The sequence below is a fragment of the Acinetobacter bereziniae genome, from assembly GCF_016576965.1.
GTDB lineage: Bacteria > Pseudomonadota > Gammaproteobacteria > Pseudomonadales > Moraxellaceae > Acinetobacter > Acinetobacter bereziniae.
This window is the reverse complement of the sequence record NZ_CP066119.1, coordinates 3,505,074-3,518,598: the sequence shown is the minus strand read 5'-3', so window position 1 is coordinate 3,518,598 and position 13,525 is coordinate 3,505,074. Positions and strand designations below refer to the sequence as shown.

Sequence of the window (13,525 nt, the reverse complement as noted above, 5' to 3'; positions counted from 1 at the left end):
ATAATTAGCATAAATTAAACACACTTTGTAAATGCTGACGACATAGTTTCAGCATTGTTTGTCTTGTTGAATTTGTTCATTTTCTTAGCAGGATAAACAAGGAAGTAGAATAATGAAGAAGGCACTCTTAATTTTGGGATCAATGGGTATGTTAGCGAATATGCCTGTTTTAGCAGCTGATTTAAGTATAGGCGATCCTAAAACAGAATCAGGGGAACTGAAACTCACAGGCGCAATTCGAACACGCTATATGTACAAAGATTATGTTGTCGAGGCAAATGAGGGCTCTAAAAATCAGGATTGGCAACTTGCAGATATTAAAGCTGTTTTGAGTTATGAAAACCCCAATTGGATCGCTTCGATGGATGTTCGCTGTTATCAATACAGTCGTTTATGTGATGCTTGGTTTTTAAAAGATGCATGGGCAGGCTATAAGTTTTCAGATCAGCAGCGTTTGTCTGTCGGGTTTCAATCTGTAGATTTTGGTTTTGGTCGATTATGGGGCAATAGTTATTATGAAACATTGCTGAACACTGTGGGTTTTGAAGACATACAAAATCTAGGGCTAAAATATCAATTTAAAAATGATCAATACAATTTTAATTTAGGTTTCTATCCTACTGATGGTGGAAATTATACAGGCACATCCAAAGATGCAAGTCGATACAGTGGCAATTTTGTTCAAGCAGATGATTTAAGTCAGGGTACAGATATTGAAGAAAAAAATATGTGGATCACACGTTTGTCTAGAAAGTTTGATTTGGACAAATCACAAAACTTTTCGACTGAAATCGGTGGTTCATATTGGTATTCAGAATTGGAAAACAACCGAACTCAACAAGATGGACATCGTCGTACATGGGCTGTATTTAACACCTTGAACTACCAAGCATGGCAATGGCTATTTTTGGCAGGTGAGCAAAATATTAACAATGCGGACAATTTGCTACCAAATAGTTCGACTATGGGAGCCTTCGATTATCCATACCAAGTGGCAAATAAAGGCAAGTTTATGTCTAATGAAATTAATTATACATTGGCACAGCCTTTTCATCAGTTGGAGAATATAAAACCTTATTTGGCTTATAGTCGCTACTTTAAAGATCAAACAGGTTACCAAGATTCAGATCGACTCACCGCTGGGGTGTATTTTAACTACAAAGCAATTGGCATTCAGGGCGAATATATTTGGAGTCGCAATGATCCGATGACTGGAGGCGGTGCAAACGGTCTTGCACAGGGAGAAAGTAATCAGTGGAATAAATTGTTTTATTTATCACTAGGCTATTATTTCTAAACAAAGCATGACCATTGGGCCAGCTTTATCCAAATAAGCTGGCTTTTTAATTGAACTGAGGTTTAAAGAGAGTGATGTTTAATTGATGCCTATTTGGGAATGAGCTGTTGGTGATCAAGCGTTAGCTAACTCTCAAAATTAGTGCACCGATTAAAATAATACAGGATGATAGAATTCGGGTGATCGTAGCACGTTCTTTTAAAATGAAAATCGCAATTAAAGTCGCAAATAAAATTGAAGTTTCACGCAATGCGGCAACGATGGCAACAGGTGCGAGTGTCATTGCCCACAAGGCGAGACCATAAGAGAAAAATGAACCGATTCCACCGATTAAACCAAGATGCCAATTTAAACGGAAATAATTCCCCATCTGTCGATACTGCATTTTTAAGGCAAAAATAAAAAAAATCAGTCCAGAAAGTACAAAACTCCATAAGATATAAGAAATAGCTGATCCAGAAAGGCGAATCCCATGTCCATCCACCAAGGTATAACTCGCAATCAAGATTGTATTTAACAAGGCTAAACCAATCCCTTTTCGTCCCTTTTTAGGTGCAGCGAAGATCATGGATAAAATGCCGATGGAAATCGTGATGATACCAAGCCATGCATAGAATTCGAGCTTTTCATCCAGCAACAATGTCCCTAAAACAGCAACGATAAGCGGTGCAGTACCTCGCATTAACGGGTAGGTCAGTCCCATGTCTGCGATATGATAGATTTTTGCGACCATACCAAAATAGACAATTTGTATCACTGTAGATGCTAAAATATAAACCCAGCTTGCACTGTTGGGCATCGGAAAAAAGGGCAGCAATAGCATGGCTAAAACTGCTGCTGATGTAGTAACCAGTACGGTGGTTAAGAACTTATTTGAGCCCGCTTTGACAATCGCATTCCATGTTGCATGAAATACTGCTGCCAGTAAAATTAGACCAAATATCGTTGTGCTCATAGTTTAAGCGTCAGTAGATCATCAGTTTTATCAAGCTGATGATTGATGATATTTAAAAAAACAAAAATCTAAGCATACCTATAAAAATACCTTCTCAGCGCTGTGTTGAACAGATTCTACAGGTTGAATCAACTGTCCTCGTGATAGGTTTTGGATATGTTGCAAACGATTCAATAATTCATTTTGAATAAACAAAATACAGGTTTGTAATTTGGATGAACTTTTCAAACGTGATGGATAGACTGCCCATACATCTGCATCTTGCCAATATTCTGGAAGAATGTGTTGTAACTGTCCACTAATCAATTCATCGGCAACATCCCAAATTGAACGTAAAATAATCCCGTGACCTTCTACAGCAAGCTGATGAATAATTTCCCCATTGTTTGAAATAAAGCGCGGTGTAACATGTACCGACATATCTTCTGATGCGTGACGTAATTTCCATAATACAGAGGATTGATCACGCTCACTAATGGTTAAGCAGTCATGATGCCGTAAATCTTCTAAATTTTCAGGCGCACCATTTTTAAGGATATAACTGGGTGCAGCACAAAAAATTCGAAAATTAGGCACCAGTTTTTTTGCAATCATATTGGGTGCAATTTCGTTACCAATACGAATATCCAAATCAATACTGTGTTGAATCAGATCCTTAGTATTATCAATGGTATCAAACTGTATCTCCAGTTTTGGATACATGGTCATCAGTTTTGACAAGATGGGCGCCACATGTTTTCGACCAAACCCAAAGCTGCTGACAATATCCAGATGTCCTGTTGGCGTACTTAATGGGTTATTGACCAGTTCACTAATCTCATCAAACTCGTCCAAAATATGCGCAACACGATCGAGTATAAGTTTGCCATCTTCCGTCAAACTGACATGGCGTGTACTTCTATGAAACAATTTACAATTTAAATTGGTCTCTAAAATGTTGATCCGCTTACTAATAAAAGCAGGCGAAACGCCAAGCTCATCCGCAGAATCGACAAAACTCTTACGTTTTGCGACTGTGCAAAAAACCTTTAAATCCGATAGGTTAGGTAGATTATTCACGATCCGTGTCCATTGGGGTGATAGTTTTCTTATTGATCATTTTTGCTGAAAACAGCATGTTTACATCTAAGGATATTAACCAAAGGTGTAAGGGAGCGTTATGGCAAAAAAGTATAAAGTTGCCACGATTGCAGGTGATGGGATTGGTTTAGAAGTTCTACCAGAAGGAATCAAGGTTGTAAAGGCAGCAGCTGATAAATATGGTATTGAACTTCAAATGGATACCTTTGATTGGGCAAGCTGCGATTATTACCTTGAACACGGCAAAATGATGCCGGATAACTGGTTTGAGGTTTTACAGCAATATGATGCAATCTTCTTTGGTGCTGTAGGTTGGCCTGAAAAAGTACCCGATCATATTTCACTTTGGGGCTCATTGCTGCAGTTCCGCCGTCGTTTTGATCAATATGTGAATTTACGCCCAGTTCGATTAATGCCAGGGGTGAAATGCCCACTTGCAGGTAAACAGCCAGGTGATATTGATTTTTATGTGGTGCGTGAAAACAGTGAAGGCGAATATTCCGCAATAGGTGGCAAAGCTTTTGAAGGCACTGATCGAGAGTTCGTATTACAGGAAGCGGTATTTACTCGTCATGGGGTAGATCGCATTTTGAAATATGCATTTGAATTTGCCAGTCAACGTGATGCTCAAAAGATCACAGCTGCAACCAAGTCCAATGGAATTGCTGTCAGCATGCCATATTGGGACGAACGTGTGGATGAAATGGCAAAACAATATCCGCAAATCAAAGCAGATAAACAACATGTTGATATTTTAGCTGCCCGATTTGTACTACAGCCTGAACGTTTTGATGTAGTGGTTGCATCGAATTTGTTTGGCGATATTTTGTCTGATTTGGGACCTGCTTGTACAGGAACGATTGGTTTAGCAGCATCTGCAAATCTCAATCCTGAACGTAAGTTCCCGTCATTGTTTGAGCCTGTACATGGTTCTGCTCCAGATATTTTTGGTCAGCAAATTGCCAACCCGATCGCTGCAATTTGGTCAGGTGCCATGATGTTGGATTTCTTGGCAGATGGGGATGAACAGGTGATTCAGGCAGGGCAAGACATTATGCAGGCGATTGAACATATCTTGGTTCATGGACCTAAAACGCCGGATGTTGGCGGAACTGCAAAAACTTATCAAGTTGGAGATGCCATTGCATCATTTGTAACTCACGAGAAAATGGATTTATTCGCTATGGAATAACCACCATATGGAATGATCAAAATCCAAGATGGATTGAATAGATATGGATAATCAAAATACAAAACTCTATACAGATAAGACCTTAGCTATAACCAGTCTTGCCGTTGTATTTATTTCGGTGGCTGGTTTAGCGATCTACTCATCTGAATCAATAGAATTGGCTTCTAAATGGATGCACTGGACGACTTCGGTATTTACCACACCGGTGCTTTTATTTGCTTTTTTATCAATTATTTTTACCTTTGGTTTGGCATTTAGTAAATACGGCAAAATCAAGTTGGGAGAGGGAAAACCTGAATACAGCACCATGTCGTGGATTTTTATGTTCATTTTATCGGGCATTGGTTCTTCGACATTGTATTGGGGCTTTTTGGACTGGGCATATTATTACCAAACCCCGGGCTTAAATTTAGCACCCGAATCTGCCGAAGCACTCAAATACAGTGTGGCATATTCATTCTTTCACTCTGGTTTAAGCGCATGGTCGATCTATGCACTTGCGTCTATTTCACTGTGCTATAGCTATCATGTGAGAAAGAATAAAGGCTTGAGCTTGGCTTCGATGATAGAGGCGGTCACAGGGTTTAAGTCAACAGGACCCGTTGGACGTTTGGTTGATTTAATGTTCTTGCTGTGTATGTTTGGTGCCTTAACCATTTCATTGGTACTGACCGCAGTGACCTTTACCAATATTTTGTCGCAGCTAACCGGTATTCCAAATACCTTTATGACCAAGGTCGTCATCATTTTTGCGGTATCGATTTTATTTGCCTTGAGTTCTTATGTCGGTATGGACAAAGGGATGCAGCGTCTCAGCCATATGGTTTGTCTGGGTGTGGTACTGTTCGCAATCTATGTCCTGTGCTTTGGACCGACCCAATTCATTATGAATAATTCATTGATGAGTTTTGGTCTTATGGCAACCAACTTTGTTGATATGAGTTTATTTACAGACCCGATGGGCGATGGAAAGTTCACCCGTGAATGGACGGTTTTCTATTGGTTGTGGTGGATTTCTTATGCACCGGGTGTCGCACTTTTTGTTACCCGAGTTTCAAAAGGACGCACCATTAAAGAAGTGATTCTTGCCATGGTGATAGGTGGTAGCGTTGGTTTATGGTTCATCTTCGGTGTATTTGAAAACTACAGTGTATATAACTTTATTCATGGCATGGTGAATGTTCCCCAAGTCTTGAGTCAGCAAGGCGGTGAAGTTGCGATCAGTCAACTGTTGGGTCTTTTACCAGCAGGCAAGCTGATGATGTGGATCTTCCTCGGCATTATGGTGATTTTCCTTGCAGCGCATATGGATGCGGTTGGTTATGCCGTCTCGGCAACCTGTACACGTGGCTTAAGTGAAGGACAAGATCCATCACCAAATGCTCGGTTATTCTGGTGCTTGATGCTGACCTTGGTACCCATTGCGATGATTTTTTCTAAAGCACCTTTAGACACTATGAAAACGGCAACGATTGTGACCGCCTTGCCTTTTATCGTGATTATTCTGATACAGACGTATGGCTTAGTGAAATGGTTGATTGAGGATTATTCAAAGATTCCATCACATCTGATTGAGCAAAGTAGCTTTAATGAATTGCAATCATTGGATCATACAGAAGCCAATAAGCATATGCATATTGATGTTGCCATTGAGCCGATTGCAGATAAGGCAAGTCAAAAGGAATTGTCATGACAGCACAATCGAACATGAACTATGAATTAAGTGAAGAAATGCAAAGCTTAGTATATTGGAGCAGTATTTATTCACCTGCGGATCAGGATATTGATTCAATACGTGCTGCCTATGATGCGATGTGTTTACACTACACTTTGCCAAGAGATGGCACAGTCAATATTGAAGATAGAGTCGTACCGCATATCACGCATCCAGTGAATGTTCGATTGTATTACCCACTTGGTGAAGCACCAGAAAAAGGGTGGTCATGCGTTGTTTATATTCATGGCGGTGGTTGGATGGTGGGAAATTTAGATTCACATGAATTTATCACCCGTTATCTGTGTCGTGATCTCAATGTTGTGGTACTGAGTATCGATTACCGATTAGCGCCTGAATATCACTTTCCAGCAGCTTATGAAGACTGTGAAACGGTTTACCTCTGGCTTAAACAACATGCGATTGAATGGAGTATTAATCCAGATCAAATCGTATTAGCAGGAGATAGTGCAGGTGGTAATTTAGCGGCGTCACTGGCAGTTCAGTTACAACATACGGCAAATCAAGCATGTGGTCTTGTACTGATTTATCCAAGTCTAACCACCCAGTTTGATAGCGAATCTTGCCTGCGGCATCGACAAGCACCGTTACTGAGCGTAGTAGACATGCGTTATTACTTAACAGCTTATGCACCCAATGAAAATGATTGGCAAGACTTACGTTTATCGCCGTTGTTCGCTCAGGATTTTTCTGGTATGCCAGCGAGTTTTATTGCTGTAGCAGAGTATGACCCTTTAAGTGATGAAGGACGTATTTTTGCTGACAGCTTAAAACAAGCCAATATCGAAACGGAATTTTATCTTGGAAAGGGATTGCTACATGGCAGTCTACGCTTAGTTCGTGATTGCCCAGTCGTACAGGATTTATATCAGCAGATGCTGAGTTCAATAAAGCAAATGCTCAATTGATTTGGGCATCAGCCAATTTTTAATGAAACGGTCGTTAGGACAAAAGAGTTTAATGGAGTAAAACCATGAATGCAGTTGAAAAATTACCCGAAGATTTCTGCTCAAACCCAGATGTAGCATGGACCTTCCCAAAAGTGTTCTATACATCTTCACAAGTTTTTGAACGTGAGAAAGAAGAAATTTTTGCAAAAAGCTGGATTTGTGTGGCACATGGCAGTGAAGTTGCACAAGCCAATGATTATATTACCCGCAAGGTGATTGGTGAAAACATCATTGTGATCCGTGGTAAAGATAATATTTTACGCGCTTTCTATAATGTATGCCCACATCGTGGTCATGAGTTGCTCAGTGGCAGTGGTAAAGCAAAAAACGTGATTACCTGTCCATACCATGCATGGACATTTAAGTTAGATGGTAGCTTGGCTTTGGCACGTAACTGTGACCATGTTGAGTCATTTGATAAACAAAACTCAAGTATGGTGCCGTTAAAGGTGGAAGAATATGCAGGTTTTATTTTTATCAATATGGATGAAAATGCAACTTGTGTAGAAGATCAGTTACCTGAATTTGCCCAAAAGCTCAATGAAAGCTGTGCAGTCATCAAAGATTTAAAACTTGCAGCACGTTTTGTCACTGAAACACCAGCAAACTGGAAAGTGATCGTTGATAACTATATGGAATGTTATCACTGTGGTCCTGCGCATCCTGGTTTTGCAGATTCAGTGCAAGTCGATAAATATTGGCACACCACACATCAAAACTGGACTTTACAATACGGTTATGCACGTTCTTCAGAAAAATCATTCAAATTAGATCCATCTGTTCAAGACCCAACCTTCAGTGGTTTTTGGACGTGGCCATGCACCATGTTTAATGTTCCACCAGGTAGCAATTTTATGACAGTGATTTATGAATTTCCTGTTGATGCTGAAACGACCTTACAACATTATGACATTTACTTTACCAATGAAGAACTCACTCAAGATCAGAAAGATTTGATTGAATGGTATCGTAATGTATTCCGTCCTGAAGATTTAAATCTGGTTGAAAGTGTGCAACGTGGGTTGAAATCACGGGGATATCGTGGTCAAGGTCGTATTATGACTGATAGACAACGTTCAGGTATCAGCGAACATGGTATTGCATATTTCCAAAATCTGGTTGCGCAATACCATCAGTAATTCATCAATTTAGAGGTGCGGCAAATCTAGCCGTACCTTCTTGTCACTTTATAGGATCATGACATGACAAGTTTGCAAGGTCGTCAGTTATTTCAACAACGTGGATTGGTCAATGGTCAATGGATCGATGCTCAATCTCATGACACTGTACCTGTAACCAATCCAGCAACAGGTGAAGAAATTGGTGTGATTCCGAATATGGGAACAGCTGAAGCAACACAAGCCATTGAAGTTGCTTATCAAGCATTGGCTTCATGGAAAGCGTTAACTGCACAGCAACGTGCGGATTTATTGCTTGCTTGGTATCAGTTGGTGTTGGCGAATGCAGATGAGCTGGCATATATCATGACGGTTGAACAGGGTAAACCTTTGGCTGAAGCATTGGGTGAAGTGAAATATGCGGCTTCATTTATCCAATGGTTTGCTGAAGAGGGAAAACGTGTTTATGGTGATGTAATTCCAACCACCAACAATCAACAACGTTTTATCATCAGTAAAGAGCCTGTCGGTGTTGTTGCTGCAATTACACCTTGGAACTTTCCGATTGCGATGATTACCCGTAAAGCAGCTCCTGCTTTAGCAGCAGGCTGTAGCATTGTGATTAAACCCGCCAATGAAACACCATACAGTGCTTTAGCCTTGGCGAAGTTAGCTGAAATGGTAGGTATTCCTGCTGGTGTAATCAATGTTGTAACCGGTAAATCACAAGAAATAGGTGCGGTATTTACCAGTCATGAAAAAGTTAAAAAATTAACATTTACAGGGTCTACGCCTGTCGGTCGTTTATTGATGCAGCAATGTTCAAGCACCATTAAAAAACTGGCATTGGAATTGGGTGGAAATGCACCGTTAATCATTTTTGATGATGCTGACCTCGATAAAGCTGTTCAAGGTGCGATTTTTGCTAAATTCCGTAATGCTGGACAAACGTGTGTTTGTGCCAATCGTATTTATGTGCATGACAAGATTTATCAGGCATTTACTGAAAAGTTTGTGCAAGAAGTGCAAAAATTCAAAATTGGCAATGGTCTTGAAGCAAACGTACAGATTGGTCCTTTAATCAATGAAAAAGCGGTCGTAAAAGCCCAGCAATTGATTGATGATGCCTGTGAAAAAGGGGCGCAAGTGGCTTGTGGCGGTAAACCGCATGCATTGGGGCAAACATTCTTTGAACCCACGGTTTTAACTGGTGTAAATCAGCAGATGGAAATCGTACAAGAGGAAATCTTTGGACCTGTTGCACCACTGATTCGCTTCAGTGAAGAAGCAGATGTCGTTGCACAAGCCAATGATACGATTTTTGGTTTAGCGGCTTATGTCTACAGTGAAAATATTTCGAGAATTTGGCGCGTAGCTGAACAACTCGAATATGGCATGGTGGGAATGAACTCCACCGCAATTTCCAATGAAGTCGTTCCGTTTGGTGGTGTTAAACAATCGGGTGTGGGGCGCGAAGGTTCAAAATATGGTTTAGAAGAATTCATGACCATTAAATATATGTGTTTAGGCTTATAGCAACAACACAGGTTGGTCGATCAGTGAAGATTAGCCAGCCTGAAATCTGCGCTTAAAATTAAGAAATGCTTGTATGAAGCAGCATGTGGTAAAGAGGATTTAGACATGGCAAGTCATTATGAAATGTTTCCATCAGTGGTTACTCGAGTAGAACAACTCACCCCATTGATCAAACGATTTACATTTAAACGTCAGGATGGACAAAATTTCCCTCAATTCAATGGCGGTAGCCATATCATTGTGAAAATGAATGATCAGCTTTCCAATGCTTATTCACTGATGAGTTGTGCTGAAGATCTCTCGACTTATCAGGTCTGTGTGCGTAAGGATGTCGAAGGCAAAGGCGGATCAGTGTATATGCATGATCAGTGTCTAGAAGGGTGTGAAATCGTCATTTCTGAGCCTAAAAATCTATTTCCTCTGGCTGAAAATGGTAGCAAGCATATTTTAATTGCTGGTGGGATCGGTATTACGCCGTTTGTACCTCAAATGGAGGAGCTGGCGGCGCGTGGCGCAGACTACGAGTTGCATTATGCTTTTCGTTCACCAGAACATGCAGCATTATTAGAAGAACTTAAACAAAAACATTCAGCACATATTTTTAGCTATGTCGACTCAGAAGGCAAAAGCCTTGACCTCGATCAACTGATCGCATCACAACCTAAAGCAACACATATATATGTATGTGGACCTAAGCCGATGATTGATGCTGTGATTGATCGTTGTAATTTTCATCGTTATCGTGATGAATATATTCATTGGGAACAATTTGCTTCAACTGTGCCTGAAGAGGGTGAAGCTTTTACGGTGGTACTGGCGAAATCTAATCAGGAAGTTGAAGTACAAGGCAATCAAACGATTCTACAAGCCATTGAAGCATTAAATATTGATGTGGAATGTCTCTGCCGTGAAGGGGTTTGTGGGACTTGTGAAACTACAATTATTGAGGGTGAAGCAGAACATTTTGATCAGTATTTGAGCGATGATGAAAAGTCTTCTCAACAGTCGATGATGATCTGCGTTTCTCGTGCCAAAGGTCGGAGATTAGTACTGGATTTATAAGTTGAATGATGATTTTACTTTTAATTTAATGTAGCTATTTATTTTAATAATAGTATAAAAATCTAAGAGCTGTAGCTTAGTCCTTATTGTACTTCTACAGCTCTTTTTAATGTTTCATATAAATATTCATAGTCTTTACTTCTTGCATCTTGTAATGTTTCCTTAATTTGCTCATCACTCCAACCTAAATATTTAACATGCGTCAGAAAGCTTGCAATCAAGACTAGACTATGATCACCTTTTCGTAGATAGGTACGTTTCAGTTTTTGTTTGGTTACTTTTTTTAGCAAAACTTTATACCTCCATTTTTTAATAATTTTATTTAAAAAAAGAGCAATAGACTTTCCATATTGCACATGATTTCTTGTCATTTTTAACAAAATGAGTTTTTTTATAGAGATGTTTAGCATTTATGAGTTGGAGGAGAATTTATATCAATATATTGTTTAATATGGTAAAAATATTTGCAAATATGAAATCCAAAGGTGATTTTTGGAGAGAAGTAAAAATAATTCAAATAATAAGCTTAATGATTCCTAATATTATCAAGAAAATATAATACTTAGCGGAAAATTATGTTTTTAAACAAACATAGTTAGTCTCATTATCTTGTATGAAAAATTGCCTCATACACTTTTTGTATGGATCTATATTCAAGATATTCAGTAGTTGTGAAATTGTGATTTGATCTAGTGAAAGCGCTTTCAAGATTAAATTAAACTAGTTATAAATCATATACTTTGATCATTCCGTATAAGAACAAAATTTAGGATTTATTGCATTCATATTTTTATCGATATGACGTTTTCTCCATTCTGAAGGTGATATTCCAGTCCAAGCCTTAAAGGCTCGATTAAAAGAGGTTTGATCTTTATAGCCGAGTAAAAATGCGATGTCGACAATCAGTAGGCTACAATTTTTCAGATATTTCTTTGCCAAACTTTGACGGATACTGTTTAAAATATTTCTAAAGGATAATCCATTCTTCTTTAAATCAATTTGCAATAGTCTAGGTGAGGTATTTAAAGACTTAGCAATTGTTTGAATTTTAACATCACTACTTTCTAAAGCTCGTAAAATACTCAAATTGACAAGTTCTCTTAATGAATCTTGTTTCGGCATTTTTTTGAGTAATGTATTGGCATGGTTAGTCAGAATTGTCAAAAGATTGGGGTCATGACTTTTAAATGGAATATGCAGAAGAGAACTGGACAAAATAATTTTAGTTTGTTCAGTATTAAATTGGATGGGGCACTTAAAATATCGCATATATTTTTCCAAATCTTTCGGCTCGGGTATCGCTAGTTCTAAGCTCAGGAAAATATTTTCTTCATCGTCCAGAAGTTGTTTGAATTGTTGATAGATGATTGCTACATGCATTTCTTCAACAACCTTGCTTTCTTGAATATAAATACCTGCTTGTAAGTAGGAGGGTTTTTCCCACGATATTGAAAAAGTATCGGTTTCAACACGAATTTTTTTGGGAAGATAATTGAACCAAAGTTTTTCATATTTAGGTAAGATTTGAATGTAGTCTGATAGCGTATTGCTGGATTGTGCAATATAAGCAACGACACCGATATGATTAGGTTGAAATAATCTACCCATATCCAACCCTAAACCTTCATGAGGATACTGCTTATCAATGGTTTTGATTTTCTTCAACCATTCTCCAAAAGTAATGTGATCATTCAAACTACTTTGAGTCTTTTTAGGTGATATTAGATGATTTTTTTTGCAAAATTCATCTAATAAGCCCGCTAAACTTGTTGTTACACTTTTGGTTTTTAAAAATGATTTCATCACTCCTCCAATTACTTTAATTTGACATACTTGTTAATTTGATTTAAAATCATTAGGGGTAAATTTTAACTTTTGTTTTTTGATTACAGAGGCAAAACAAATAAAAAGACAAATTGCTTTTTAAGAAAATCAGTCCATTTAGTGTGTTAAGTTTTTAAGTTTAGAATAAATCCTAAGTTTTTGTTTTAACTGGGTTTATTCTGGTTTTTACTGATTTACTATAATATTAATTTACGTAGATTCATCATAATGTTCTCTCATTGATACTCTATAGAAAATTGAGCGTTTGCATTCGCTAGCCCTGCTTTTGCTTGCGCTTTGGTTACGATATAATTAGCATAAAATAGTGTAGAAACCTTACCGTTACTGTCTACGATGAATTCTTCACTTTTTTTGCCCAAAGCTAAGCGTTTCTTGTTTTGATCTCTAATTTCTATTGCAATATTCTCGGCTTTATTTACCAAATCATCGATGGCAAGCAGTTCAGCATTATCAGAATCACGCACCCCCTCAAAAGTAATCGTCACGCTTCCATTTGGAGGGCAATTACTCATTTCAAAAGGAATTGGGATGGCTTTGGATTGACTGCCAACAGACGGTAAATCTTTGGTTGCAATTGTGCCAAGATGAATATATTTATCTTGCTCAGAATTTAAGACACCGCAAGTTACAGTCGTTACATTGCCAGAAAGTTCAATGTTTACACGCCCTAATTCAACGCTGGAATCTTGAGCATTAGAGTGTTGATGAATGCTGGAACAAAAAATCACCATAAACGCTACTATATTTTTCATTTT

Annotated in this window: 12 protein-coding genes; 7 read left to right on the top strand and 5 right to left on the bottom strand. The window is 38.5% G+C overall.

Going from position 1 to position 13,525, the window contains the following annotated elements; genetic code table 11:
* The first annotated feature begins 112 nt into the window (after positions 1-112).
* The gene (locus I9192_RS16475) at positions 113-1,297 is read left to right on the top strand and encodes a TonB-dependent receptor (RefSeq protein WP_005033200.1); all 1,185 of its coding nucleotides are present in this window, start codon (positions 113-115) and stop codon (positions 1,295-1,297) included.
* A 121-nt stretch (positions 1,298-1,418) separates the two neighbouring features.
* Here I9192_RS16475 and I9192_RS16470 read toward each other — a convergent pair whose 3' ends face one another.
* Positions 1,419-2,252, bottom strand: coding sequence for a DMT family transporter (locus tag I9192_RS16470; RefSeq protein WP_005033197.1), 834 nt, complete (start codon positions 2,250-2,252; stop codon positions 1,419-1,421).
* Positions 2,253-2,330: 78 nt separating this feature from the next.
* Positions 2,331-3,311 carry a LysR family transcriptional regulator gene (locus tag I9192_RS16465; protein WP_004829585.1) on the bottom strand — a complete coding sequence of 327 codons (981 nt, stop codon included), beginning with the start codon at positions 3,309-3,311 and terminating at the stop codon, positions 2,331-2,333.
* 100 nt (positions 3,312-3,411) lie between these two features.
* Between I9192_RS16465 and I9192_RS16460 the strand changes: the two genes are divergently transcribed.
* The 6 genes from I9192_RS16460 to cntB all read left to right on the top strand — a co-directional run bounded on the left by I9192_RS16460 (position 3,412) and on the right by cntB (position 10,925).
* Positions 3,412-4,524, top strand: a complete 1,113-nt coding sequence (locus tag I9192_RS16460) for a tartrate dehydrogenase (RefSeq protein ID WP_005033195.1) — start codon at positions 3,412-3,414, stop codon at positions 4,522-4,524.
* 37 nt (positions 4,525-4,561) lie between these two features.
* A complete protein-coding gene (locus I9192_RS16455; RefSeq protein ID WP_142952384.1) occupies positions 4,562-6,217 on the top strand; it encodes a BCCT family transporter in 1,656 nt (551 codons plus the stop codon).
* Positions 6,214-7,167 carry an alpha/beta hydrolase gene (locus I9192_RS16450; protein ID WP_005033189.1) on the top strand — a complete coding sequence of 318 codons (954 nt, stop codon included), beginning with the start codon at positions 6,214-6,216 and terminating at the stop codon, positions 7,165-7,167. The genes I9192_RS16455 and I9192_RS16450 overlap by 4 nt, the downstream gene beginning before the upstream one ends.
* A 65-nt stretch (positions 7,168-7,232) precedes the next feature.
* Positions 7,233-8,348 (top strand): carnitine monooxygenase subunit alpha, encoded by a 1,116-nt coding sequence (gene cntA, locus I9192_RS16445; RefSeq protein WP_005033186.1) that lies wholly within the window; start codon positions 7,233-7,235, stop codon positions 8,346-8,348.
* Positions 8,349-8,411: 63 nt separating this feature from the next.
* Positions 8,412-9,863 (top strand): NAD-dependent succinate-semialdehyde dehydrogenase, encoded by a 1,452-nt coding sequence (locus I9192_RS16440; protein WP_005033183.1) that lies wholly within the window; start codon positions 8,412-8,414, stop codon positions 9,861-9,863.
* 105 nt (positions 9,864-9,968) lie between these two features.
* A complete protein-coding gene (cntB, locus tag I9192_RS16435) occupies positions 9,969-10,925 on the top strand; it encodes a carnitine monooxygenase, reductase subunit CntB (protein ID WP_005033180.1) in 957 nt (318 codons plus the stop codon).
* A gap of 83 nt (positions 10,926-11,008) precedes the next feature.
* Here cntB and I9192_RS16430 read toward each other — a convergent pair whose 3' ends face one another.
* The 3 genes from I9192_RS16430 to I9192_RS16420 all read right to left on the bottom strand — a co-directional run bounded on the left by I9192_RS16430 (position 11,009) and on the right by I9192_RS16420 (position 13,522).
* Positions 11,009-11,215, bottom strand: coding sequence for a hypothetical protein (locus I9192_RS16430; RefSeq protein ID WP_026040301.1), 207 nt, complete (start codon positions 11,213-11,215; stop codon positions 11,009-11,011).
* A 454-nt stretch (positions 11,216-11,669) separates the two neighbouring features.
* Positions 11,670-12,728: a helix-turn-helix domain-containing protein gene (locus I9192_RS16425; RefSeq protein WP_005033175.1), complete on the bottom strand. Its 1,059-nt coding sequence runs from the start codon at positions 12,726-12,728 to the stop codon at positions 11,670-11,672.
* A gap of 257 nt (positions 12,729-12,985) precedes the next feature.
* The gene (locus I9192_RS16420) at positions 12,986-13,522 is read right to left on the bottom strand and encodes a fimbrial protein (RefSeq protein ID WP_005033173.1); all 537 of its coding nucleotides are present in this window, start codon (positions 13,520-13,522) and stop codon (positions 12,986-12,988) included.
* Positions 13,523-13,525: the final 3 nt, after the last annotated feature.

Bases quoted from the DNA above. Each gene is read 5' to 3' on its own strand.
- cntB (WP_005033180.1), top strand. From the start codon at position 9,969: ATGGCAAGTCATTATGAAATGTTTCCATCAGTGGTTACTCGAGTAGAA.
- I9192_RS16420 (WP_005033173.1), bottom strand. From the start codon at position 13,522: ATGAAAAATATAGTAGCGTTTATGGTGATTTTTTGTTCCAGCATTCAT.
- I9192_RS16460 (WP_005033195.1), top strand. From the start codon at position 3,412: ATGGCAAAAAAGTATAAAGTTGCCACGATTGCAGGTGATGGGATTGGT.
- I9192_RS16450 (WP_005033189.1), top strand. From the start codon at position 6,214: ATGACAGCACAATCGAACATGAACTATGAATTAAGTGAAGAAATGCAA.
- I9192_RS16470 (WP_005033197.1), bottom strand. From the start codon at position 2,252: ATGAGCACAACGATATTTGGTCTAATTTTACTGGCAGCAGTATTTCAT.
- I9192_RS16475 (WP_005033200.1), top strand. From the start codon at position 113: ATGAAGAAGGCACTCTTAATTTTGGGATCAATGGGTATGTTAGCGAAT.
- I9192_RS16425 (WP_005033175.1), bottom strand. From the start codon at position 12,728: ATGAAATCATTTTTAAAAACCAAAAGTGTAACAACAAGTTTAGCGGGC.
- I9192_RS16440 (WP_005033183.1), top strand. From the start codon at position 8,412: ATGACAAGTTTGCAAGGTCGTCAGTTATTTCAACAACGTGGATTGGTC.
- cntA (WP_005033186.1), top strand. From the start codon at position 7,233: ATGAATGCAGTTGAAAAATTACCCGAAGATTTCTGCTCAAACCCAGAT.